Source organism: uncultured Shewanella sp., assembly GCF_947501665.1.
Lineage (GTDB): Bacteria > Pseudomonadota > Gammaproteobacteria > Enterobacterales > Shewanellaceae > Shewanella.
Window position 1 is genome coordinate 138,188 of the sequence record NZ_CANMWS010000008.1, and the last position, 23,706, is coordinate 161,893.

The window sequence follows — 23,706 nt, forward strand, 5'->3', positions numbered from 1 at the left end:
AATGGGTATATCCAATATGGTGATGGAATTGGTGGTTTTCACAGTCAAACCGTTTAGCCTTGGGTAACCTCAACACCGATAGGTAGCCAAGTTTTTACTGGTGACTTTAATGGCGATGGCTATTGGCATATCGGCCTGTTTAACCCAAATAACCTACAAAACTGGTATATCCAATACGGCAATGGCATTGGTGGCTTTGGAGGAGAAACCGCTTGGAATTAGCCTGGATTAAATTCTAGCAGCCCGATTTATACAGGCGATTTTAATGGTGATGGTCTTTGGGATATAGGCCCTATAATCCTAACAATACAGGCTACTGGTTTATTCAATATGGAACGGGTAACGGCAGCGTTAGTGCTCAAACCGCATGGCCATGGGGACCACATGGTTACGGCGCACCTTTTAGTGGTGATTTTGATGGTGGTGGAAAAGGCGATATCGGTTTTTATAACCCCAATAATCAATACAATTGGTTTATTCTATATGGCTTTGGAAATGGTATCTTTGGTGATCAAACAGTTTGGTATGTTGGTGATGCATCTAATTGGTAAATATTAAACATTGCGATTTAAAGTATCAAACAATTGGAATTGAAAGCTTCGTTTTGCTTTCAGTTCCAATTTTACACTGCAGCTAAAACAGCACATACAAAAAACAAACATGAATAATTTAACAATAGCTGCTTTTTTTGAAGATCAATTTTCTGGACAACCGTCAGTTATCCATTGCTCAAAATTATTAATTTGAGAATCTACCCAACGTTTACCACCTTTAGGCATGAAACCTGATTCTGTTGGTTGTCGTTTAACGCGATTTAAAATGGAATCGGCATTATTTTTTACATCGTCATAGGAAGCAAGATTTAATCCTATGTTACGCATACAGCCGACTTCCATTTGGGTGAAGTAATCTTTTACTTGATTGTTCCATGTGATGGCATTGCTCATGTGGCGTCCTTATTATTTGACGATTTTAACTTATTTTACTGGAGACATTGCTTTTTTATGTGTTGCGGTACTAGCATGTTTTTGAGCCTTAAAAAAGACAGAACTGTAGTCGGTGTACCAAAAAGCATCTGGATGGTCGACAAATTGAGGGGTGGTTGCTGATAATCTATGGCAGCCTATACAGCTGGATTTATTGAAATTATCCGCAGTAAAACCAGACTCCATTCCCCCACCATCGGTTAAGCCAGCCCCGCCGCCAGATTTCTTTTCTTGAAAATAAGATTCCATGGTGAGATTGCCAAGAAACTCTGGTGCAGGTGTTCCTGCAGGGAGAGGGCTTCCTTGTGCAGAGAATGTGAGCGTTTGAGGTTCTGTTGGCCACTGTGAGCTAATAAGCTGATAATTTAACCAAACAGAGTCAGGGTATTTTGCTTTAATGAGATTAAGGGCTGTGTTTGTGATCCCTGCTGCATGAGGATCGACGGTATCAATACTATCAATTCTTAGCATTTGCACTGGGGCTGTCATGGGCGTAGGAGGCGTGGCATATTTATCGGGTGGGGATAAATAATTAGGTTTATAGATATCGCTGACACTCTTTGCCTTTGCATCTTGTTTCGCAACATTATGACTAAAGAAGTTATAGCTAATCGCGGTTTCAGCAGTACTGCCTACATCAGGAGCATTATCAATATGCTCAAAGGTGGACCATGTCCACTGAGGTAGATTGGGGGTTTTTTTAATGATGTGTAACCCTACTAAGGCAACAAGATGGGGATCATCATTTGGGCCGACTAGGGCCTTCGATGTTTTATAACGTTTTTTAAAATAGGCTTCCTTATCTGTAGGGACGATGCGCCAGGCAGCTTTTATTTCAATGGCTCCTACCGTGTTAGGCTCTTCTCCTGAAGGAAGGTTGATGCCTTTGGGATCGATTCCAGTAAAAGCATTATAAATACCTGCTTGGCTATAGAGTGTATTATCCATAATATAGTCAAATTCATCTTCATTGATGCGTAATTCATAATAAACTAGATTACCGCTTTGATCTGTAAGCCAATTACGATCCACCTGAAGGATCTCGGTTAGATGAACCGTAGCAGAAGTGGCCTCTAATACTTTTTCTTTGTTTTTGGTTGCCCATGTTGATGGTACCGCTTGAGTAAAGACATCTTCTACATTTTTATATGTTTCCCAAATGACGGGAGAAGTATCACCTTCTTCTCCAAAATAAGCACTTGAATTTGGGTTACCATTACTGGTGGCTGGCCAGTTAAGTGCAATAAATAGCTGCCAAGCAAAACGATCAACAATTTCTTGGCAGCTAATGCTGCTGTTTTCTTTTTTACATTCAGTTAATTCACCGCTTGTTAATGCTTCGACAGGTAAACATTGAGGGTTGAGAATGGGCAAATCTGGTGGATTGGGACAAGTTTGTGCGGCATAAGATAAGCTTGACAAACTGATGATAAAACTCAAGCACAAGGCAGTTATTTTTATACAGTAATGCATAAATTAAATCCTTAGTATGATGTTTTTCAATTAATATCGTTGTAGAAACTTCTTACTGTGCATTAATTTTAAAAGTATTTTTACAATTAATAGAAATACAGGCATAGGAAGTAATATGACTGTTTATTATAATAGGTAATTTATAAGTAAAAATATTACACATTATTACAGATAATTTTCTAGCTGCGCATTAAGTATGAATTTTGGTTGACCTGTACACTCTGCACTTGCACCCTGCGTTTGCACCATCTCTATTGCGGTGTAATCAAACTCCACTTCTTCAATATCAGTGACTTCCAACGTCGCCGCCTGTTTAATGATTTCACCCATCTCTGGGCAAATAGCTTCGTCTAATGTTAGGGCAACCTCAGGTTTCTTGACTTTACATGCCAATCCCGATCCGGCTCCACCTCCGCCCCCAGCTTTTATAAAGAGTGAGATTAACCTTAGCCCCAACTAAATGCACGCCAGCAGGATCCACTTTGAGAAAACTACCACCTGCGCTTAAAGTGATCTCACTGCCTGCATCGAGTATCAGCTCGCCTTTGGACTTGAGATGTACCTCACTGCCTACCTTCATGAGCTGCTTTTTAGCCACTTTTTGATGGTGGCTGGCTTTAACGGCAAGCATACTATCTTTGGTAATACCCACTAGGCTATCGGACTCTAAGGTTAGATGATCGTGCCCCGTTATTTGCGTGAATCTATCATTAGTAATATTACAATGTTGATTGCCCAACACATGCAAACTCTGATCATTTTCAATTAACTGCTGCATGTCTTTTTGCGCATGGAAATAAATGGCTTCTTCACCCGCTTGATCTTCAACCATTTGCTGTTAAAAAGAGGGCTCGTTACTGCCCTCACCTTTGTAGCTTCAGGTTTATAACAGATCACGGGTTTTTAGCACGGTACGGGGTTGATGGTCAGGTAAGGCCGCACTGAGAAAGAGTGCGGCAAGTTAATGGCATTGCGAATACGCCGTGATTATGGGTTAGTGTTAACTGTGCCTGTCCCAGTTATTATTAGTATTATAAAGTTCTGCTGCTCCCCCCCCAAAAAAATAATTAAAGCTCCCCTATAAACAAAAATAAAAAACCAATAACAATTCCCAGCATACTGATATTAAAAAAAGTAACCATCAAAAGGTAAAGGCTATAGTTTTTACCAAATATATTCTTTAGTTCAGAACGCCATTTTATTATTTCAGACCTTGGGATAGACCACGCAAACCTCATCATAGGATATCCAAACCAGGGATAGCTAGCAGAACTCCCAACAAGCCAAGACATACTACTTTCCATCATCAGCATTGCTCGTTTACGAAATTTCTTAGGCGCTCTTTCTGCTATAGCATCCATCATATAATATTTTTTTTTTCGTAATTTTATGCTTAAAAAAGTAATGAGTATAAGAAATATAAATGTACAAAAAACACTTATAATAAAAGCAATAACAGCAATATCATCAACACTAATCAAAGAACCATCCCTCTACTTTATCTCCAACTTTGTTAGAAATATCTCCACCATATAGCCCCCAAGCTAAAGCTCCAGCTCCAACAATGGCTATGGAAAGCCCTCCAGTAACAGGAATGGCAGCTAATGCAAATCCCATATAATAACCAGTAGCAGCGTTAAATAAACCCGATGTAACATTTTTGGTTGTTGCACGGCCACAAGCCTCTGTTAACCAGCCATCCATATTACATTGTTGGTAGAGATCAATGCCATTGCCATACAAGGCTGAAATCGTCACCGCCCAGCCAACCTTACCCAGTTGGCTACTGAACTTCATCGCTTCTTTATACAAGCCACTCATATTGATGCCCGCAAGGGATTGAGAGAAGTTCTTGGCTTTATATACTTTATATGATTAGCGTTTATCGATATGATGGTTATCCGGCAATGCCGCACAGGGAAAAGAGTGCGGCAAATTAATGCTATTTAAATTATGTATTTAGGTGAATAATGCGGGTTGACAATAGCTGTCCTATTTATTTAATAACATAACCTAAAATAACAAAAGTAATAAAACCTAATATTCCTATATTAAAAAAAAGAGCCAGCAATCGATAAAGTAAATAATCTTTAGAAAAAATAATTTTGATGCCCTCTTGCCATTGTATGATTTCCGAACGATTAATTGACCACAAATAACGCATCATAGGGTAACCAAACCAAGTGTAACTAACCAAGCTACCTATAAGCCATGACATATTACTTTCCATTAAAAACCTTGCACGTTCTTTAAATTTTTCAGGGGTCTGTTCTATTATTTCTCTCATCATATGCCACTTTTTTTTTCTTAATTTAATACTCAAAAAAAACACAGACACAAAACTCAATAAACAACCTATAACAGCTGAAAAACCAGCAATATTTCTTATAACTTCAATATTATTCAAAAATCATTTCCTCCGCCCAGTCTCCAAGGTCATTTGAAATATCACCGCCATTAAGTCCCCATGCTAAAGTCCCTGCCCCCACAAGGACAATCGAAAGACCACCTGTTACAGGAATTAAACCAATACCGGCACCAATAGCCCAACCAACTACTACATTTGTAAACATCGAAACCCCATTTTTAGTTGTCGCACGTTTACAAGCTTCATTAAACTCACTATCTGCTGTACATTGCTCATAAATATCCGCTGCATTACTATACAAACCAAGTAACGTCACTCCCCAGCCAACCTTACCCAGTTGGCTACTGAACTTCATCGCTTCTTTATACAAGCCGCTCATATTGATGCCCGCAAGGGATTGAGAGAAGTTCTTGGCTCGATATAGCTGACGTTTATCAATGTTTAAGTAGCGATTGATATTCTTTACCTGAATATTCTTCACATAACCTGGCTGGCCAACTTGTGACATCAAGGCTTTCATTTCGCCTTTAAAGCGATTCGCATCCTTACGCCAGTCTTTATAGACTTCATTTGAATACAAAGCCTGCCCAGACAAGCCTTTGGTGCGCTCCGAGACTTCACGAGAGTATTTTGCAAAACTCTCCATTTTTTGCTGAATTCGATTGCCTTGTACTTGCGCGCCAGCTATGACCGCTCCCGTTCCTGCAAGCATGTGCCCCAAATTCCACTCAGTTAGCTCATCACTGCCACTTTCTCCAAGACTCATCTCTAACCCTGACGTCGCCATCATCAATATCGCGTTCGTGGCAGATTCATGATGCTCGGCAAACCAAGTGCGCTGCTCTTCATTTAATTTCAGATATTCTGTCATGAGTTCATCGGCTTGCTCGATAGTATCGGCTTCATCTTCATGGGTGTATTTCCATGGCGACACTATTACTGGCATACCCGGAAGAATTTGACTGAAGCTTTGCTTTAAATGCGGGTTAGTATTGAGCACATGTTCGATAATTTCAGGTTCTTTTGACAAATAAACTTCTTCAGCGAACTCTTCAACATTGGTGCGCTTATCAGAAAATACCAAATACACATCATCGGTACCTTCACCCGCTGCACTCTCATTGCTTTCATTGGCACTCGTTGCATTAGCACCAGCCGCTGCAGCACCTCTATTCTCACTACTTCCACCAGCACCAGTCCCATCATTGCTTTGTGCATTCGCACCACCAGCACCCTCACTCATAGCCCCCTGCGACTGCTCAATCTCCACCGCTTCATATTCAAACACGACCTCGTCGCCTTCGGCTGCTTCCAACGTCGCGGCCTGCTTAATGATTTCACCTGTTTCTGGGCAAATCGCTTCGTCTAATGTGGTTGCTATTAGGGGCTTTTTCACTTTGCATCCTGTACCTGAACCCGCTCCGCCTCCCCCAACTTTTATAAAGAGTGAGATTCACTTTCGCGCCAACCAAATGCACGCCTGCGGGATCGACTTTTAAAAAGCTGCCGCCCGCACTTAAGGTGATCTCACTGCCAGCATCGAGGATCAGCTCTCCTTTGGACTTAAGATGTACCTCACTGCCCACTTGCATGAGCTGTTTCTTACTCACTTTTTGATGATGGCTAGCTTTTACCGCTAACATGCTGTCTTTTTGCACTGATAATAAACTGTCTGCTTCCACGGTAAGATGATCATCATTAGTCACCTGAATAAAACGGTCTTGCGTAATATCCCAATGTTGATTACCTAAAATATGCGAACTCTGATCATTTTCAATTAACTGCTGCATGTCTTTTTGGGCGTGGAAATACACCACCTCTTCACCGGCTTGATCTTCAACTATTTACTCTTCAAAAGAGGGCTCGTTACTGCCTTCCTCTTTGTAGCCTCAGGTTTATCATAGATCGCGGTTTGTTAACACAGTTCGCGTTTGGTGATCCCAAATGCATATAATAAGGCCGCCCATATGCTAAAGCTGCACAAGAGAGTAAAGAGTGCGGCAAGTTAATGGCATTGCGGGTGCATCCCGTGATTATGGGTTGGTATTAACAATGCCTGCCTATGTAATTCTTATTCTTCTTAATCACACTTATTGGCAAGAAGCAATTTTATCCATTTTATAAAAAAAACCATCATAACTTTCCATTAGCTTATTCTGGCCAATTACTTCATAACGAGTATAAAAATTTTTTATATCACTCTTTTCGAAAACTTCTATGTAATGAATAAAATCTCTTTCTGGCATAAATCCGTAAAATACACTATTTTTTGGCGGAACCACTCCCTCTTCTTTTTCTACTTTTTCTATAACCACTTTGTAAATTGGTGGTTTTATCTGGCTGATAAAATCACTAAAAACAGTCGGGCACAAGATAATTTTATCTCCAATGTGTTGTTTAGCTTGCTCCACTGTTGTCAGGCCACCTCGATACCTTTGAACATCAACTACCTTGTAATGGCCATAATAATTGTTTATTTCACTCCGAACATATCCGTTCTTAGCATATGCAATCTCTATTGCTAGCAAAGCCAATAGAATGCAAACGACAACTTTCCCTATTTGATTAATTAAAAACATCAAAGATTCACTGATTATTAATACCAATAATTTTTATTTTAAAGTCATCTTTCTCATGTAACTTAATCGAGCCGATCCAAACCACACCTCTGCCCAACATCACGCCATATGAATTTCCTTTGATGTCATTAAAATTTTGATTAGCAACGGCATCTTTCACTTTTTGATTAATGATTTTATCGTAATACAGCAAAAAATCTTTTATTGTTAATATTTCCAATTGATTATTATTATTCGGATTAATCAGTATGGGATAGCGTACCTTTTCTGCTACTTGCTGCCGACAATTAGCTGCAATATCGGCTTTCAACTCATCAACAAATTGCTTTAGCTCACTCGCTGAATCTATACCTGAATTGTAGAAATGCTTTTCAGGCACTTGAATCGAAGTATTATCGCTAGTATCAAGATTAACATCTGAATGTGCATTAACACTTAAACTAAGTAGTAAATATAATGCTACAAAAATATTAACTACTTTATTGATTATTTTCATATATCCCTTCTTTAAATAATTTTATTTCCGCTTTTCTTCGATTGTCTAACCCTTCACTCAACTCTAGTTCTTTGGTTAATGGGTTTCTTGCTTTATTAATATCGGCAAATTCAGCAATCGCAGCATCATAATTGCCTTTATCCATTTGCTTTCTCGCATTATATCTCGCAAACCGCCCCGCACCAATATTAAAAATCAATGAGGCTGTAGCATCAAATTGTGCTTGATTTAACGGCGCTGACACCAAGCGGAGAATCGCGGCCTCCACGATTTGCACATCTTTTTTAAACAAGGCTAATGCCTGTTCCTTAGTTATTCCTTGTTCAAACACACCACTTTCTTTTTCTGCTTTCGTTAACTTATGCCCATAACCAATAGTTCCATAACCCGCTAAATCTGGATAAATTGTTAAATTAGGGCCAGTAGAAGCCTCCCAAGAATGGATGAACTCTTCACCCGCGACACTAATCGTTAATGCTTTTTCTGCAATTGGTTCATCTTCGGCCTCTTCCACACCTTCATTTTCACTCGCTGCACTGGCTCCTGCCGCTCCAGCTGCACCTCCATTATCACTACTTCCACCAGCACCTTCGCTATTACCATTATTATTACTGCCAGCACTTCCACTCATAGCACCCTGCGACTGCTCCAGCTCCACTGCTTCATACTCAAACACGACTTCATCGCTTTCGGCTGCTTCCAAGGTCGCAGCCTGCTGAATCAGCTCGCCTTCTTCGGGTAGGATGGCGTCATCTAGGCATAATGCAATCTCGGGTTTCTTGACTTTGCATTGACTACCCGATCCGGCTCCACCTCCCGAATTGAGGTTCACTTTCGCGCCCACCAAATGCACACCTGCGGGATCCACTTTGAGAAAACTACCACCTGCGCTTAGGGTGATCTCACTGCCTGCATCGAGCACAAGTTCGCCTTTGGACTTAAGATGTACCTCACTGCCCACTTGCATGAGCTGTTTTTTGCCCACTTTTTGGTAATGATTGGCTTTCACTGCCAGCATCTTATCTTTACTGATTAAACTGCGGTTATCCGACTCTAAGGTTTGATGATCGCTACCTGTTATTTGAGTGAGACTGTCTTGAGCCACATCCCAGTGTTGATTAACTAACACATGCTGGCTTTGGTCGTTTTCAATAGCGATGTGCATGTCTCGTTGAGCATGAAAATACACAGCCTCTTCACCTGCTTGATCTTCAAAATGCAGTTCATTGCTTCCCTCACCTTTGTGCGATTGGGTTTTTAAGACGGTACGGGTTTGATGATCCGGCAGTGCATACGGCGGCAAGTTAATGGCATTGTGAGTGCGCCCAGTAATAATGGGTTGATCGGGATCCCCTTCCACAAAGGAGACGATAACCTCATGACCAATTCGCGGCACCGACATCATGCCATACTGCCCCCCTGTCCAGCCTTGGCTAACACGCACCCAGCAACTTGAGCAATCATCACCGTTACTGTATCTGTCCCAGGGAAATTGTAATTTTACGCGGCCAAATTCGTCACAAAAAATCTCTTCCCCTTCTGGGCCGACGACAGTGGCCATTTGCGGCCCAGTCACGCGAGGTTTTGGCTGAGGCTTGGCTTGCCAAGCGCTGCTGGCGGGAATGCTAGTGACTTCGTTATGATAAGTGGTGGGCACAGACGTATTAGCACCCTCGCTGGCCGCTCCTTGAATACCTTGATGCTTTATCTGCACTAATAGCCAATCTCGATTAAAGGTATCGTCAACATGCTCGGCTAAATCAAATTTATACCCTGCACTGGCCTGCATAATATTACTTTTACCCACCGCCACCTTGACATCCCGCCTTAAATAATCCAATCTTGCTTGGGTAAAGACTTGCCCGCTATCATCGTCTTTAAAACGACCGGGGAAATCAAAATGCTCATAGTGCATTTGCTGCTCATCCAGTTCATCACTTTCACTCTCAAGTAAAAAAGAATACGCTGGGTTTTTAAAGCTGGCGTCTTTTAAACGGGCGATTGCCGGTCTCACTTGATGAGTCAAGGCAAATTCTCCCATATAAGGCGTGTCAGCTACGCCGCCGCTAAGGGCATTATAAGGAAAAGGAAAACCGATATTGCTGAGCTTTTGCGTGCTGTCACTGAACACGAGTGTATGGCCTGTTTCAGTGTGCTCAAAATGATAAAACAAGCCCTCTTCACTGGCGAGACGCGTGACAAAATCAAAATCGGTTTCACGATATTGCACGCAATATTCTCGCACTCGCTCATCCAATGCCGGATCGCAATTGAACGCCACGTCAGTAATATTCATCTCACTCAACAAAGTGGAAATAATCGATACGCTGCTTTGCGCTTGAAAGATCCGGCTGTTTTGACGTAATTTGAGCCGAGATAAAGCGGGGACTAACGTTATATAATACAGAGTATGGTGATGACCTGTGTCGCCTTTTGAAAAGGCGTTAACGATGCCATGAACTTGCCTTTTAATGTCACCATCGACCGCCCACTGCATTAAACCTGATAAGTCAACGATGTCATTAGGGTTTAAATCATGAATGGGACTCAAAAGGGTCAAATTAATCTCAAAAGGCGTGGATAATCCCTCTTTAAAATCAAAGTGCACCAAATTAAAGGTATCGCTTGGCAAGCCTTCTGATTGAAATTGAAACCTTAACCCTGTGCCTGCCAGTATGCCACTTGCCGATCCCGTCATAGTAAAATCCTTTTTATTTCTGTCCCTAAAACGCGCGCATTGCTAAATTCTCGTCAACTCACTTTTACACTTAACTTAGCAATATACTCGCTTTACCCTTTTCTATTGATTTAAATAAAAAATAAAAGGCTTCATGTTGAAGCCTTTATTAAATATTGCACTATCGCCCTAACAAACTTGATTAGTGGTAGGGCAAAAATACTATTAATACTGAGCCTTACGCTTCAGTCGGCTTACGCCAGTCATCTGCACCTGATGTACCTGCAGAGGTGTGATCCCAAATGATCTTACGGTAAGCAAGCGACACTTTCACCAACTGAGTGAAATCAGCTTGAGTAGGATCTTGACAATGAGGCATATGACAATCGATATCCACAATGGTTGCCCCTTCTAGTGTTGTTGAGAAGAAGTGCTCTTGTTTACCTTCAATCGATGTACGGTACCAATTAAGTACCACTGAATTTAATTTTTCACCCGTTGATAAGGCATTATACATTAGCGGTACCGCTTTATTTAATGCCACAGTGAAAATGAAAGGCTTATGCACACGTTGGCCTGAAGGCTGACCTGATTGAGGATCGGTTGGCACTGTCACAACGTGATTAAATTCTTGTACTAGCATTTCATCTTCATGACCTTCAACGAAGATATCGCCCACAGAATCAGAGGTGAATGCACCTGCTGTAATATTACCTTGGGTTTGACCTTCGATTGAGATATAACATGGTGTTGGCATGATTAATTCCTTTTATTTTTTATAACTGTATTAAATTATTGCGATGATCCCTTGTGCATTGTGTTGTATCGTTTTCAACCTATATTCAAGGGATCACATACTATGTTCTGATCGCTAAGAATATGCGCTTCTTATCCATACTCTTATCTCGCAGCGTAATGTTCATATAAGTTAAAGCATTAAGCGTGCCAAGTTTTAAGTTGTTGTTTTTAATTGGCATTTATTTTGGCTGTTATTTTTTCAGGCAATAAGTTGCCTGAATTGAGCAATATATTGCCCAGCTGAGCAATAAGTTGCCCATATTTTTTAACCTATTAAATAAAAAATGCCATAAAAAAGCCCATTAAACATAATGGGCTTTTTCAAGTCTCGTTTATTTTTAGCTTGTGCTCGTCTCAGGCTTTTGCAAAATATTTGCTATGGTTAATACCCCATGGGCCGTTGCACCCGCAGCCCATAAACTGTCACCAGAATCCGAAAATGCTGACGCTAAATCCATGTGTAACCAGTTTATTTCTGGATTAACAAAGCGCGATAAGAAACCTGCGGCATTGGATGCACCGCCCGCGCCGCCCCCTTTCATCGCACGGCTATTGGCAGTATCAGCATAAGCTGATGGGCACATATCTCGATGCCAAGGATCCAGGGGTAATGGCCACACACGTTCACCCACTTGGGCCGCTTTTTCTTGCGCTAAACCTAATACCTCTGTCTGGGGTGAAAAAATAGCATTGTAATTCGTGCCTAACGCCATGACTGCAGCGCCCGTTAACGTTGCCGCATCAATAATTAAATCGGCGCCAGTTTCACTGGCCGCTTGCAAGCCATCGGCTAGTACTAAACGCCCTTCGGCGTCGGTATTGACCACTTCAACGGTAACACCATTTTTATAAGTTAAAATATCACCTAACTTATAAGCATGTCCGCTGATTAAGTTTTCAGCGCAGCATAAAAATAATTTCACCCGTTTATTTAAGCCTGATTGAATCGCTAACCCCAATGCAGCACTGACTGTCGCCGCCCCGCCCATGTCACACTTCATGCCTAACATGCCTTCAGAGCTTTTAATGCTGTAACCACCAGAATCAAAAGTGATCCCTTTACCGACTAATGCCACAGACACAGGCGCATCATCGCCTAATGGATTGAAATCCAGTTCAAGTAATGCAGGCGGACGCTCACTGCCTCGGCCTACAGCATGAATACCGTGCCATTGCTCAGCAAGTAATGCCTCGCCTTCAATAATGCGATAAGACACCTTATCACCACCGATTTTGGCCAACCAAGTCGCCGCTTGCTCGGCTAAAATAACGGGCGATAAATTTTCAGGTGTCGCATTAACCAATTGACGAGCAAAGAAGCTTGCTTCTAATCTATGGGTCAATGTATTACGCACCGTTTCATCCCCATGCCAATGGATATCAGCCTTAGCACGCGCAGTAGCAAAACCTTGGGCAAAAGACCACTGACTGTCAAGATCCCACTCACCACCGAGTAACTCAACCGCTGTCACACCTTGAGTGCGTAATTTACGCGCCGCTTGCTGAATTTGACGTAATCTATCCCCTTTTCTTAAGTGCACATAAGCGTGATCATTTTGAAAACTCACTGTCGCTTGCCCCCAATGGGCAGGCGCAGCTTCATGGGTTAATTTCACTGTCATTGTATTTTGCATTTTGACTCCTGTGATACTCTCTTTATATACCCTTAAAACCGTTAGCGCGTGTTTATGGGATAAACGTTATGAAAATGTATATTTTATAATGCAAATAGTTTACTTGATTAGTCCTCTTAAGCACACTGTTTAGACCTTATTTTCAATCCGTAATCTTGCTATGCTGTCGCCACCCTTCTTTATATAACGCCCATACAATGAAATTCTCCCCCGCTTTTGGATCCGGCACCTTAATTAAACGTTATAAACGCTTTTTAGCAGATATTACATTGGAAGATGGCACTGAAGTCACATTACACTGTCCTAATACAGGCTCCATGAAAAATTGTTTGTATCCCGATCATAAAGTGTGGTTTTCAACCTCCACTAATCCCAAGCGTAAATATTCTCGCACATGGGAATTAATGCAGACTCCTGATAATGACTATATCGGCATCAACACCGCTCGCGCAAACACACTGGCCGAAGAAGCCATTAAAGAGGGGATCATTACTGAACTATTAGATTACAAAACAGTAAAAAGAGAAGTGAAATACGGTAACGAAAATAGTCGAATTGATCTTTTATTAGAAGATGAAAATTTGCCACTTTGCTATATAGAAGTCAAAAGTTGCACCTTGCTTGAAGGCAAACAAGGTTATTTTCCTGATTCAGTCACCACTCGAGGTCAAAAACATTTGCGAGAGCTGATGGAGATGGTGAGTGCAGGTCACAGAGCTGTATTACTTTTTGTAGTACAACATACGGGGATACAAAGTGTTAAAGCCGCTGAGCATATTGATCCAGACTATGCTAAATTACTTAAACAAGCACAAAAAGCAGGCGTAGAAGTTTTGGCGTATCGCTGCAGCATGGATCCGACAGAAATCAAATTGATTAAAGCTTGTGCGTTTAACGATTAAATTTACATCAAGTATTGATAAAAAGGCCTTTCGGCCCCATAGTCTTTAATAAGTTTTTGCTAAAATAAAATAAAAATAAATTATTTGATTATACTTATGTATTCTGGTATAGATAGCGGCCATTAATTATGGACACCCAGAACGCAAACGATTAACAGGAGATGCGTTATGCCTGAAGGCAACAAAAAACTTGGCGTACTCGCTATAGCAGGAGTCGATCCTTACCAAGAAAAACCGGGTGAGGAATACATGAATTCAGAGCAGTTAGCCCATTTCAAGGTTATCCTTGAAGCGTGGCGTGGACAACTGCGAGAGGAGGTAGATCGTACCCTCAACCATATGCAAGATGAAGCTGCCAATTTCCCAGATCCTGTCGATCGTGCAGCTCAAGAAGAAGAGTTTAGCTTAGAATTACGTGCTCGTGATAGAGAACGTCGATTAATCAAGAAAATTGAAAAAACACTCCAAAAAATCGAAGAAGATGATTTTGGTTTCTGTGATTCTTGTGGTATCGAGATTGGCGTTCGTCGTCTTGAAGCTCGTCCTACTGCAGATCAATGCATTGATTGTAAAACCTTAGCTGAAATCAAAGAAAAACAACTAGCGGGTTAATGCCGCTAATTCGTAAACGAAGATCATGCAGTGATCTTCGTTTATTTTATTCTTGCTGCCAGCCTTAGATATTCATTCCCTTTATGACAACTCCCCCTGTTATCTATCGAGGTCGATTCGCGCCTTCTCCATCAGGCCCCTTACATTTTGGCTCATTAGTGGCCGCACTGGGCAGCTATTTACGTGCACGCTCACAGCAAGGCCAATGGTTCATTCGCATGGAAGATATTGACCCTCCAAGAGAACAAGAGGGCGCTGCCGATCTCATATTGCATACTTTAGACGCCTTTGGTTTTGAATGGGACGCAAATGTGTTATATCAAAGTCAGCGACGCTTACAATATCAAACCCTCATTGATGAACTGCTAAGCAATAATCAAGCCTATTTTTGCCAATGCTCTCGAAAAGACATCAAAAGCATGGGAGGCTTTTATGATGGTCGTTGCGGACAAACCTCAACCCCTTCCACATTCGGTGCCATTCGCATACGTAACCCGATTGCCATCACGGACTTTGACGATAAAATTAAAGGTACAGTCCACATACCTGCGGACTTTGCAGCAGAAGACTTTATCATTAAGCGCAGTGATGGCCTTTATGCTTACCAATTGGCCGTTGTCATTGACGATGCTTTTCAGCAAATCACCGAAGTCGTAAGAGGCAGTGATTTACTCACCCCGACGGGCAGACAAATCAGTTTATTTCACTTGCTGGGTAAAACGCCCCCTCATTGGCTACATTTACCTTTGGCCTGTGAAGAAAAAGGAAGAAAATTGTCAAAGCAAAATCATGCTACTGCAATTAATTGTCATCAGCCTCAACACAGTATTAATCAAGCGCTGAAATTTTTAGGACAAAAAAGCGTCACACTTGAAGCCGACCCTCGCATTATGCTTTCTCAAGCCATCGCACAATTTGAGTACCATAACATCCCGACCCAAACAGAAATTCTCCTTCGTTAATCATTGTTTTTTTCCGTTTCTAAACGACTCAATACACACACGGCTGTCGTCAGCTTGGGGATCTATAATTTTTGGGGTATCATATGCCCCTAAATTTTTAATCTTAGTGACAATCTAAATCAGAGGTGTCCCATTTTTCGCCGTATTAGTCAATTCTGCAAACAGCTATTTGAAGATAAAACAACCACAGAAGACGCCACATCAGATGGGCTAAGGCTGGATGTTGTGCCGAGAAAAGCCCACAATATTTCTCGCAGACAAATTAGCGAAAATGCTCTAAAAGTTTTATATCGATTACATAAATCTGGATATAAAGCTTACTTAGTCGGCGGTGGAGTTCGAGATATTTTACTTGGGCTTGCCCCCAAAGATTTTGATGTAGTCACCAATGCGACACCTGAAGAGATTAAACGTTTATTCCGTAATTGTCGCTTGGTGGGTAGACGTTTTCGATTAGCACATATTGTTTTTGGACGGGATGTCATTGAAGTGGCAACCCTCAGGGGCCATCATGTAGATAGCGGCGAAAAAATCTCTAAAACCAATGCATCGGGGCGTTTATTACGTGACAATGTTTATGGCACTATCGATGAGGATGCTGAAAGACGTGATTTTACCGTCAATGCATTATATTACGATATTAGTGACTTTAGTATTCACAGCTATGGTGGCGGTTTACAAGATCTTGATTCACGTACATTAAGATTAATTGGCGATCCTGATACTCGCTACCGCGAAGATCCAGTGCGTATGCTACGTGCAGTGCGCTTTGCCACTAAGCTCGATATGACAATCGATGTAAAAGCCGCCAAGCCTATTCCAACATTGGCGCCATTATTGAAAGACATTCCTGCTGCTCGCATGTATGAAGAAGTCTTGAAAATGTTCTTATCGGGTAAAGCCAAAAAGAACTACACTATGATGCGTGAATTAGGCTTGTTCCATCCTTTATTTCCACTGGTTGATGCTCAGCTCAATGAAAATAATCAAGCACCGATCACCGCGCTCATTAGCCAAATGATGGACAATACAGATCAAAGAATTCAACAGGAAAAACCTGTTACCCCCGCTTTCTTCTATGCAGCGCTGCTTTGGTATCCATTAAGTCAACGTGCTGATGATATCGCACTAGAAAGTGGCTTAAGCACTTATGATGCCTATTATGCTGCCATGGGTGATGTCATGGAACAACAATGCCGCTCTATCAGTATTCCAAGACGTTTTAGTACTATCACTAAAGATATTTGGCAGTTACAACTCAGGTTTGAACGTAATCGAGGCACTCGCGCGTTTAAATTTATTGAACATCCTAAATTTAGAGCCGCGTACGATTTACTGCTCTTACGCGCAAGCGCTGAAGGAGGTGCAATTGCTAAGCATGCCGCTTGGTGGAAAAGCTTTGTTGAAGGTAGCGAAGAGCAGCGCAGTGTGATTGCTCGCTCAGCTAATAAACACTCTCCTCGTAAACGTCGATCTAACCAAGGCCGCCGCCGTAAGCCGACAAACAATCAGGATAACTCAAGCGCATGACACGGGTTTATATCGCATTAGGGGCAAATTTAGCCAACCCTGAGGCACAGTTAGATGCAGCCTGTCAGGCGCTTGCTTCATTATCTGATTCTGATGTTAAGGTATCACGCTATTACCGTTCTCGCCCTATGGGTGAAGTGGTGCAGCCAGATTTTGTCAATGCAATCGCTTGCTTTCATACGCCTCTGTCGGCGATTGACTTATTGAATGCACTTCAAAAGATTGAACATGATCAAGGCCGAGTTAGGTTAGAACATTGGGGACCTAGAACCTTAGATTTAGATATTATTCTCTATGGTAATGAGCAACTCTCGCTGCCAAGGTTAACAGTGCCACATATTGGAATGACCCAACGTAGCTTTGTATTAGTCCCCTTATTTGAGCTAGCACCAACACTCATTTTACCTTGTGGTACGCCCTTAAAAAGGTATATCACACCGGCAATACAAGAAGAATTAAGTGTCATTGAAGTGTCAACAACAGCCACATCTTGTTTGGCACAATAACGCAATATTCATTAGGGTTAAATTATCATTATGTCAAAAATTACCGGCTCTACCTTATTAAAGTTTAAGCAAGAAAATAAAAAATTTACAGCGTTAACCGCTTATGATGCCAGTTTTGCCAGTGCCTTTGACAGTGAAGGCGTTGACGTGCTTTTAGTGGGCGACTCCATGGGAATGGTATTACAAGGGCATTCAGATACCTTACCCGTTTCAGTTGAAGATATTGCTTACCATACACGCTGTGTTCGCCGGGGTATTGAGCGCGCTTTACTCATTGCTGATATGCCTTTTATGAGTTACGCCACACCAGAACAAGCCATGACAAATGCCAGTACCTTAATGAAAGCTGGTGCCAATATGGTGAAAATTGAAGGCGGGCATTGGTTATTGAGTACCGTCACTCAATTAACAGAGCGCGGCATTCCTGTTTGTGCCCATTTAGGGTTAACACCACAATCTGTTCATGTTTTTGGTGGCTTTAAAGTGCAAGGCCGTGATGCCGATAATGCGGACCGTATTCTCAAGGAAGCTAAGGCATTAGAAGCTGCAGGCGCACAATTACTCGTTGTTGAATGTATTCCAGCTACATTAGCTAAAGCCATCACTGACGCACTCACTATTCCTGTGATCGGCATTGGTGCGGGCAATGATACTAACGGTCAAATTTTAGTCATGCATGATGTACTTGGTATTTCAAGCGGCTATATTCCACGTTTTTCTAAGAACTATTTAAAGCAAACGGGCGAAATTCGCAGCGCGATCCGTGCTTATATAGAGGAAGTCTCACAAGGGACCTTTCCAAGCCCAGAACATACCTTTAGTTAATCGGCTTAAATCACAACCATATTGAGATAGGATCACGCTGTTATGATCACCATTCACACCATAGATGAAGTACGTACTCAAATTCGACGCTGGCGGCAAAAAGGGGAAACCGTTGCACTGGTTATGACCATGGGAAACTTACACCAAGGGCATATCAGTTTAGTGGAAGCTGCCGCTCAAAAAGCCGATCATGTGATTGCCTCCATTTTTGTCAATCCCATGCAATTTGGTCAAAATGAAGATCTTCATGCCTATCCAAGAACATTAAAGGCCGATCAACAAGCATTAAGCGACGCGGGGACCGCTGTACTTTTTGCCCCTAATTGCTCAACGATTTACCCTAATGGTATGGATGTACAAACCTATGTCGAAGTCCCTAAAATCTCTGAAACCCTTTGTGGCGCAGGACGACCAGGGCACTTTCGAGGAGTCGCGACTGTTGTTTGTAAATTCTTTAACATTATTCAGCCTGATTTTGCTTTGTTTGGTAAAAAAGACTTTCAACAGCTGTTAGTCATCAAAACCATGGTTGAAGACTTATCGCTTCCCATCGAGATTATAGGCATCGACACTCAACGCGAAGCCTCAGGCCTAGCGATGAGTTCTCGCAATGGTTATTTAAGCGCCGATGAAAAGCAGCAAGCAGCAAGCATTAAACGTGTTCTTGATGCCATTGCTCATGATATCAAAGCGGGCCTTCACCTCAATGAACTCACATATCGACATGAGCAAACCCTTATTAATGCGGGCTTAGTCCCCGAATATATTGAAATTCGTAATGCCGATAACTTATTCCCCGCAACCGATGATGATAACGCACTGGTTGTGTTAATTGCAGCCAAAGTGGGCACCACACGCCTTATCGATAATCAGTGTGTAAATCGTTAACGGGCTGCTCAGATATCATTTCAAGTCGTATCCTTTAAAATGCCATTCTTTAAAATAATGGGCTCAGGCTCGCCCATTATTTTATTAGCAGCTAAGTGCTTTTCATAAACTCATCCACTAACCGATTAAACTTATCGGCCCCCTCAATAAACATAAAATGGTTACCCCCTTCATCTTCATCGAAAATCACTAATTGAGAGCCTTTTATTTGCTTATGTAACCACTCTTGCGAGCTCACCGATATTGGGCTCGCTCGCCCGGCTACAATCAACGTTGATACGTTAATACGTGAAATAACATCACGCCAATCCTGATGAAAATGATTATAAATTAACTCTGCTGCATATTTACCTGGAAAATTAAAACTATTTTGAATCAGCCATTGCTTTTCTTTTTTAGACATTTTACTAGAAATTTCATGGCTTAATAACATTGCCTTATAGTTATTACCTTGGTTTCCATAAACAGTATTGTAAATATCCATCGCAGAATTAGGATCGACTAATGGACCATAATCAGCAACTTGTTGGGGATCCCATTCTGGATTACTCACCATAGCAGCCACACTTTCAACCAAAATAAGTTTATTGACTTTATGCGAACCAAATAAATCCCAATAACACAAGATCACCGCAGCGCCTAATCCATGGCCCAATAGCGCCACATTAACTAAAGATAGATGCACTAATAGCTCATCCAGATCTTTGGCCAATCGATATACTTTATAGCCATATTTTGCTAATTCAGAACGGCCATGCCCTCGCATGTCCAGTGCGATCGTTCGATAATGCTGACTAAAAAATGCTATTTGGTGATGATATTGTTCCACCGATTGCGACCAACTCGGCAACATAACAATTGCTTCACCTTCACCTTCACCTTTATCTAGGTAATGCAGTTTAACCCCATCATTAGTATAAAAATAATGACTTTCTTTATCTGTTAGCACCATTGACGCTTTCCTTAGGAAGCAAAGCACTCCCTCATCGCCTTTACTATATTTTCCCTGATTACCAATAAAAAACGACAAGATCATTATTATGTTTATATTCTTTAAGCACGACAAACCATAAGCTTAAGAAGCCAAAAAAGGCGAGTCATTTTGAAATCTTAAGGTTAGTTAAACCGATTACTCTTTACCTAATAGAATAGCAAATTCGCGGATATTCACAGTAATTAACGTATCAAAATATTTACAATAAAAACTCTATTTGTCTTACACAACACGCTTCTACACACTCAGCATAGGAATAATGGCTGTCACTAATAAGCCAGCCATAATATAGTTAAATTTATTTTGATACGCTTGATTGCTGAGTAGTGGCTGTAACACCTTACCAGAATAAAGCCACAGCAAAGCACAAGGTAATGTGACCAACAAAAACACGACTGAAATCATGATCACTTGCTTGTCAATAGCCTGAGTACTGGAAGTAAATGTTGCGATGGCCGTTAATGCTGCCACCCATGCCTTAGGGTTAATCCACTGCAAAGATGCCGATTGAATAAAGCTAAAGGGCTTTACCTTTTTGTCTGGATCCACTTTGGTACGGCTATTGGCAATACACCAAGCAAGATATAAAAGGTAAGCAATACCAACATATTTGATTGCCATTTGCACCACAGGATAGTCATGGAAAAAACCACTTAAGCCGAATCCTGTAACTAATACTAATGAAGGAAAGCCAACACCAATACCCAACAATTGGGGACAACTTCGTCTAAATCCAAAGTTAACACCCGATGCCATCAAAGTAATATTACTTGGGCCTGGCGTAATCGCATAAAAAAAAGCAAACACAGCAATACTAGTCAATAAGGTAATAGTCATTTTCTTCGTTTGACGTTATCAATAAGCAGATGGCGGCACTATAATCAGCAAATGTGACAGAAAAAAGTCCCCTTCAGCTTACCTTCAGTAAAAAAATACTATTTCTTACATTTTCTATTCTTAATTCAGCTTATATAAAGCTATATAGATAAGTTGTTAATTAATCCCATGGTAAATACAAATCACTCATTACTAACGACTCAATACTCTGTACTTTAAATGTTAATGAAAAATAAAACCATTTATTTTTAGTAGGTTAAAATTAAGGTAATACTCAAATTATATATTTATCTTTTCATAATAATAAAATAATAATGTCACCTATCTCTGTGAGCTTTTTATTATTGTCTGTCTTGCTAAACTCATCATTTTCTAATATATTTTTCATCGGTTTATCATGCCAACCAGAATATTGACGCTCCCATTAAATAGCCCTACTTGCATTTTTTTACTCACCCTACTCATCACGTTAATAATACTTATCAAGCTCAAAGATTTACAAATTATTGCCTCCTTTCTGTTAAGCCTTATTCGTTAGAAAGAATATAACTAACACAGTAGATAAATTATTAAATAAATTACAACCTATAAGTCTTATTTACCAATATATACTCAATAAAAAACACATTTATAATACATAGGTATATATCATAATCGTTATACTTCATCATTGAAGTGTAAAGGTTTGTACTGTATATCTCATTATTCACCCATCACCCAGCATAGCATCCACTAACCTCTTCAACTGATTATTTTCAATAACTTACAAGTTACAACCTAAATAAAACGCCCCATCTTCTGCCAAAAAATCGTTAATAATGAACTTAAAAACAAGGAAGATAAACAATACCTAAGTATAAGACCTGATTTTACCTCCCTGTTTCTTTGTTTAGATTATTGAGTGAAATACCAATAAAAATATAAAGGGTTGTATGAAAACTAAAATAATCTTATCGACATTACTCACGTTTATGATTTCTTTTTCAACATTCGCTCAAACTGAACTCACTCCTTGGTATATCGGTGTCGGTGCAGGCATTAATGATTATAAAAGCCAATGTGACAAGAATATTATTTCTCCCTGTGATGATACGTCTTATGGCTGGGAACTCTTTACGGGTTACCAGCTTAACCAATATATCGGTATTGAACTGGGTTATCGAGACTTAGGCAAAGCCTATTGGACGGATAATAACGGTGAAGTCAATGATTACGGTAAAATCAATACAAAAGGAGTCACATTAGGGGTAGTCGCTCAATACCCACTTGCCGAACGTTGGAATATTAATACCGAAGTTGGCGCCATGGGTTACAACAGTAAAATCACCAATAAATGGGGCAATATTTATGGCGATATGAATACGGGAAACCATACGGATGTCACGCCCTATTTGGGTGCGGGTATCGGATTTAATATTACTGACACTATCATGCTCTCGGCAATATATCGGCATTATCAAGATTTAAATGCGGCATCAAATAGCCGCTATGATTTAGAAAATAATTATTGGGGTCTAAAACTGAGTTATCGTTTTAGCAATCAAGTCAAAAAACAGCCAGCAAACACAGCAGCCGCAGCGAAAGTAGACAAGATCACTGAAGAGAAACTCCCCCTCGTTGATACTCCTTATAAGTTTGATATTAATGCAAAGTTTGAACATGACTCTACAGTAATAAATGAGATTGCCTATCAAGATATTAAAAGAGTAGCCGACTTTATGAACGTTCACCCTAATAGCAAAGTCACAATATCAGGTCACGCTTCTCATGTTGGCTCGGCTAAATACAATCTAACACTGTCAACACGTCGCGCCGAGGCCGTTGAGGCACTGTTAGTATTGAAGTTTGATATTGACCCTGCCCGTATTACCTCAATAGGTTATGGGTTTTCTCAACCGCTCATTCAAGGGCATTCATCCATTGCAAATGAAGCCAACCGTCGTATTGAAGCAGAAGTCATTATCATAGATCCCACACAATAATTTATGAGTAACGTTTTACACTGTGATTCATCAAAATAAACCGCTTTTCTTTGTGGTTGAAATGCCCCACCTTAAGTCACAAAGAAAACATTTCCCCCCTAAAACATCCTTTCCCCAAGCAATAGCAAAACAATGTCTAAGCCTTTACACCTACCTTCAAAGAGCCTAAGCAATATTAGAGAAAGACTTATTGCCTTTTAAGATGGTGCAATATTGACTTTTCCTAGTAAGTTTTTATAACAATAATGCAAATAAGCATAAAGTTAACAAAAATTAATCACAAAAAGTTAATGCCTTAAGTTTCAAAGTAAAAGTTAAAATGAGTTAACAATTCTATTTATTCACAGCTTAACCTAACACCTATTAATATTTATCCATTAACACCTTAAAAAAAATAAAAGTTGCTTCATCATGTTGATATTTAATATTAAACACCCACTTACATCAAACTTATCATATTGATAAAAAATAAATAAAAGTCACAATAATATTTAATAAACAAATAAAATGTAATAAAAAGTAAATGTAAAAAGCAAATATAATCAAGCACACATGATAAATTAAATGCAAAAACAAAACACATCCTAAATAGAAAACACTTAACTAAATAAAAATTTAAAAATAGTGGTTGCCAACAAAGGCATCAGCTCTCAATGT

Annotated in this window: 25 protein-coding genes; 9 read left to right on the forward strand and 16 right to left on the reverse strand. The window is 40.5% G+C overall.

What is annotated here, in order from left to right; translation table 11 throughout:
- Positions 1-278 precede the first annotated feature (278 nt).
- The gene (locus Q0976_RS07810; RefSeq protein ID WP_299492726.1) at positions 279-551 is read left to right on the forward strand and encodes a hypothetical protein; all 273 of its coding nucleotides are present in this window, start codon (positions 279-281) and stop codon (positions 549-551) included.
- Positions 552-695: 144 nt separating this feature from the next.
- Here Q0976_RS07810 and Q0976_RS07815 read toward each other — a convergent pair whose 3' ends face one another.
- The 14 genes from Q0976_RS07815 to pepB all read right to left on the reverse strand — a co-directional run bounded on the left by Q0976_RS07815 (position 696) and on the right by pepB (position 13,026).
- A complete protein-coding gene (locus Q0976_RS07815; protein WP_299492727.1) occupies positions 696-947 on the reverse strand; it encodes a hypothetical protein in 252 nt (83 codons plus the stop codon).
- A 30-nt stretch (positions 948-977) separates the two neighbouring features.
- Positions 978-2,459, reverse strand: coding sequence for a hypothetical protein (locus Q0976_RS07820; protein ID WP_299492729.1), 1,482 nt, complete (start codon positions 2,457-2,459; stop codon positions 978-980).
- Between the two features lie 165 nt (positions 2,460-2,624).
- Positions 2,625-2,852 carry a hypothetical protein gene (locus Q0976_RS07825; protein ID WP_299492731.1) on the reverse strand — a complete coding sequence of 76 codons (228 nt, stop codon included), beginning with the start codon at positions 2,850-2,852 and terminating at the stop codon, positions 2,625-2,627.
- Positions 2,842-3,291: a hypothetical protein gene (locus Q0976_RS07830; protein ID WP_299492732.1), complete on the reverse strand. Its 450-nt coding sequence runs from the start codon at positions 3,289-3,291 to the stop codon at positions 2,842-2,844. The genes Q0976_RS07825 and Q0976_RS07830 overlap by 11 nt, the downstream gene beginning before the upstream one ends.
- 235 nt (positions 3,292-3,526) lie before the next feature.
- Positions 3,527-3,940: a hypothetical protein gene (locus Q0976_RS07835; protein ID WP_299492734.1), complete on the reverse strand. Its 414-nt coding sequence runs from the start codon at positions 3,938-3,940 to the stop codon at positions 3,527-3,529.
- Positions 3,933-4,280, reverse strand: a complete 348-nt coding sequence (locus Q0976_RS07840) for a hypothetical protein (RefSeq protein ID WP_299492736.1) — start codon at positions 4,278-4,280, stop codon at positions 3,933-3,935. The genes Q0976_RS07835 and Q0976_RS07840 overlap by 8 nt, the downstream gene beginning before the upstream one ends.
- A gap of 175 nt (positions 4,281-4,455) precedes the next feature.
- Positions 4,456-4,866 (reverse strand): hypothetical protein, encoded by a 411-nt coding sequence (locus Q0976_RS07845; protein WP_299492737.1) that lies wholly within the window; start codon positions 4,864-4,866, stop codon positions 4,456-4,458.
- Positions 4,859-6,223 carry a hypothetical protein gene (locus Q0976_RS07850; protein ID WP_299492738.1) on the reverse strand — a complete coding sequence of 455 codons (1,365 nt, stop codon included), beginning with the start codon at positions 6,221-6,223 and terminating at the stop codon, positions 4,859-4,861. The genes Q0976_RS07845 and Q0976_RS07850 overlap by 8 nt, the downstream gene beginning before the upstream one ends.
- Entirely contained in the window at positions 6,165-6,641 is a 477-nt protein-coding gene (locus tag Q0976_RS07855; protein ID WP_299492739.1) for a hypothetical protein, read from the reverse strand. The genes Q0976_RS07850 and Q0976_RS07855 overlap by 59 nt, the downstream gene beginning before the upstream one ends.
- Before the next feature lie 276 nt (positions 6,642-6,917).
- Positions 6,918-7,406 carry a hypothetical protein gene (locus Q0976_RS07860; RefSeq protein WP_299492740.1) on the reverse strand — a complete coding sequence of 163 codons (489 nt, stop codon included), beginning with the start codon at positions 7,404-7,406 and terminating at the stop codon, positions 6,918-6,920.
- Between the two features lie 7 nt (positions 7,407-7,413).
- On the reverse strand, positions 7,414-7,902 hold the full coding sequence (locus Q0976_RS07865) for a hypothetical protein (RefSeq protein WP_299492741.1): 489 nt from the start codon (positions 7,900-7,902) through the stop codon (positions 7,414-7,416).
- A complete protein-coding gene (gene tssI, locus Q0976_RS07870; protein ID WP_299492742.1) occupies positions 7,886-10,600 on the reverse strand; it encodes a type VI secretion system tip protein TssI/VgrG in 2,715 nt (904 codons plus the stop codon). The genes Q0976_RS07865 and tssI overlap by 17 nt, the downstream gene beginning before the upstream one ends.
- A 217-nt stretch (positions 10,601-10,817) precedes the next feature.
- Positions 10,818-11,336 carry an Hcp family type VI secretion system effector gene (locus Q0976_RS07875; RefSeq protein ID WP_299492743.1) on the reverse strand — a complete coding sequence of 173 codons (519 nt, stop codon included), beginning with the start codon at positions 11,334-11,336 and terminating at the stop codon, positions 10,818-10,820.
- Between the two features lie 379 nt (positions 11,337-11,715).
- A complete protein-coding gene (pepB, locus tag Q0976_RS07880; RefSeq protein WP_299492802.1) occupies positions 11,716-13,026 on the reverse strand; it encodes an aminopeptidase PepB in 1,311 nt (436 codons plus the stop codon).
- Positions 13,027-13,208: 182 nt separating this feature from the next.
- Here pepB and sfsA point away from each other — a divergent pair, with 182 nt between their 5' ends.
- From sfsA to panC, 7 genes are all read left to right on the forward strand, one after another.
- A complete protein-coding gene (gene sfsA, locus Q0976_RS07885) occupies positions 13,209-13,913 on the forward strand; it encodes a DNA/RNA nuclease SfsA (RefSeq protein WP_299492744.1) in 705 nt (234 codons plus the stop codon).
- 168 nt (positions 13,914-14,081) lie between these two features.
- The gene (gene dksA / locus Q0976_RS07890; protein WP_299492745.1) at positions 14,082-14,525 is read left to right on the forward strand and encodes an RNA polymerase-binding protein DksA; all 444 of its coding nucleotides are present in this window, start codon (positions 14,082-14,084) and stop codon (positions 14,523-14,525) included.
- Between the two features lie 83 nt (positions 14,526-14,608).
- Complete coding sequence (gene gluQRS, locus Q0976_RS07895) at positions 14,609-15,487, forward strand: tRNA glutamyl-Q(34) synthetase GluQRS (protein ID WP_299492746.1); 879 nt, start codon at positions 14,609-14,611, stop codon at positions 15,485-15,487.
- A 225-nt stretch (positions 15,488-15,712) separates the two neighbouring features.
- Positions 15,713-17,017, forward strand: a complete 1,305-nt coding sequence (gene pcnB, locus Q0976_RS07900) for a polynucleotide adenylyltransferase PcnB (protein WP_299492747.1) — start codon at positions 15,713-15,715, stop codon at positions 17,015-17,017.
- Positions 17,014-17,523, forward strand: coding sequence for a 2-amino-4-hydroxy-6-hydroxymethyldihydropteridine diphosphokinase (folK, locus tag Q0976_RS07905; RefSeq protein ID WP_299492748.1), 510 nt, complete (start codon positions 17,014-17,016; stop codon positions 17,521-17,523). The genes pcnB and folK overlap by 4 nt, the downstream gene beginning before the upstream one ends.
- A gap of 30 nt (positions 17,524-17,553) precedes the next feature.
- The gene (gene panB, locus Q0976_RS07910; protein WP_299492749.1) at positions 17,554-18,348 is read left to right on the forward strand and encodes a 3-methyl-2-oxobutanoate hydroxymethyltransferase; all 795 of its coding nucleotides are present in this window, start codon (positions 17,554-17,556) and stop codon (positions 18,346-18,348) included.
- A 42-nt stretch (positions 18,349-18,390) separates the two neighbouring features.
- Entirely contained in the window at positions 18,391-19,236 is an 846-nt protein-coding gene (gene panC, locus Q0976_RS07915) for a pantoate--beta-alanine ligase (RefSeq protein WP_299492750.1), read from the forward strand.
- 91 nt (positions 19,237-19,327) lie between these two features.
- On the opposite strand, the gene Q0976_RS07920 is transcribed toward panC, so the two are convergent.
- Together Q0976_RS07920 and Q0976_RS07925 are read right to left on the reverse strand one after the other, a co-directional pair.
- Positions 19,328-20,188, reverse strand: coding sequence for an alpha/beta hydrolase (locus tag Q0976_RS07920; RefSeq protein ID WP_299492752.1), 861 nt, complete (start codon positions 20,186-20,188; stop codon positions 19,328-19,330).
- 279 nt (positions 20,189-20,467) lie between these two features.
- Positions 20,468-21,061, reverse strand: coding sequence for a LysE family translocator (locus Q0976_RS07925; RefSeq protein WP_299492803.1), 594 nt, complete (start codon positions 21,059-21,061; stop codon positions 20,468-20,470).
- Between the two features lie 938 nt (positions 21,062-21,999).
- Between Q0976_RS07925 and Q0976_RS07930 the strand changes: the two genes are divergently transcribed.
- Positions 22,000-23,049 carry an OmpA family protein gene (locus Q0976_RS07930; protein WP_299492754.1) on the forward strand — a complete coding sequence of 350 codons (1,050 nt, stop codon included), beginning with the start codon at positions 22,000-22,002 and terminating at the stop codon, positions 23,047-23,049.
- Positions 23,050-23,706 lie beyond the last annotated feature (657 nt).

What these genes read in the sequence shown, in the direction of transcription:
- Q0976_RS07815 (WP_299492727.1), bottom strand. Translation starts at nt 947, where the DNA reads ATGAGCAATGCCATCACATGGAACAATCAAGTAAAAGATTACTTCACC.
- Q0976_RS07820 (WP_299492729.1), bottom strand. Translation starts at nt 2,459, where the DNA reads ATGCATTACTGTATAAAAATAACTGCCTTGTGCTTGAGTTTTATCATC.
- Q0976_RS07830 (WP_299492732.1), bottom strand. Translation starts at nt 3,291, where the DNA reads ATGGTTGAAGATCAAGCGGGTGAAGAAGCCATTTATTTCCATGCGCAA.
- Q0976_RS07840 (WP_299492736.1), bottom strand. Translation starts at nt 4,280, where the DNA reads ATGAGTGGCTTGTATAAAGAAGCGATGAAGTTCAGTAGCCAACTGGGT.
- Q0976_RS07860 (WP_299492740.1), bottom strand. Translation starts at nt 7,406, where the DNA reads ATGTTTTTAATTAATCAAATAGGGAAAGTTGTCGTTTGCATTCTATTG.
- Q0976_RS07865 (WP_299492741.1), bottom strand. Translation starts at nt 7,902, where the DNA reads ATGAAAATAATCAATAAAGTAGTTAATATTTTTGTAGCATTATATTTA.
- tssI (WP_299492742.1), bottom strand. Translation starts at nt 10,600, where the DNA reads ATGACGGGATCGGCAAGTGGCATACTGGCAGGCACAGGGTTAAGGTTT.
- Q0976_RS07875 (WP_299492743.1), bottom strand. Translation starts at nt 11,336, where the DNA reads ATGCCAACACCATGTTATATCTCAATCGAAGGTCAAACCCAAGGTAAT.
- sfsA (WP_299492744.1), top strand. Translation starts at nt 13,209, where the DNA reads ATGAAATTCTCCCCCGCTTTTGGATCCGGCACCTTAATTAAACGTTAT.
- dksA (WP_299492745.1), top strand. Translation starts at nt 14,082, where the DNA reads ATGCCTGAAGGCAACAAAAAACTTGGCGTACTCGCTATAGCAGGAGTC.
- gluQRS (WP_299492746.1), top strand. Translation starts at nt 14,609, where the DNA reads ATGACAACTCCCCCTGTTATCTATCGAGGTCGATTCGCGCCTTCTCCA.
- folK (WP_299492748.1), top strand. Translation starts at nt 17,014, where the DNA reads ATGACACGGGTTTATATCGCATTAGGGGCAAATTTAGCCAACCCTGAG.
- panB (WP_299492749.1), top strand. Translation starts at nt 17,554, where the DNA reads ATGTCAAAAATTACCGGCTCTACCTTATTAAAGTTTAAGCAAGAAAAT.
- panC (WP_299492750.1), top strand. Translation starts at nt 18,391, where the DNA reads ATGATCACCATTCACACCATAGATGAAGTACGTACTCAAATTCGACGC.
- Q0976_RS07920 (WP_299492752.1), bottom strand. Translation starts at nt 20,188, where the DNA reads ATGGTGCTAACAGATAAAGAAAGTCATTATTTTTATACTAATGATGGG.
- Q0976_RS07930 (WP_299492754.1), top strand. Translation starts at nt 22,000, where the DNA reads ATGAAAACTAAAATAATCTTATCGACATTACTCACGTTTATGATTTCT.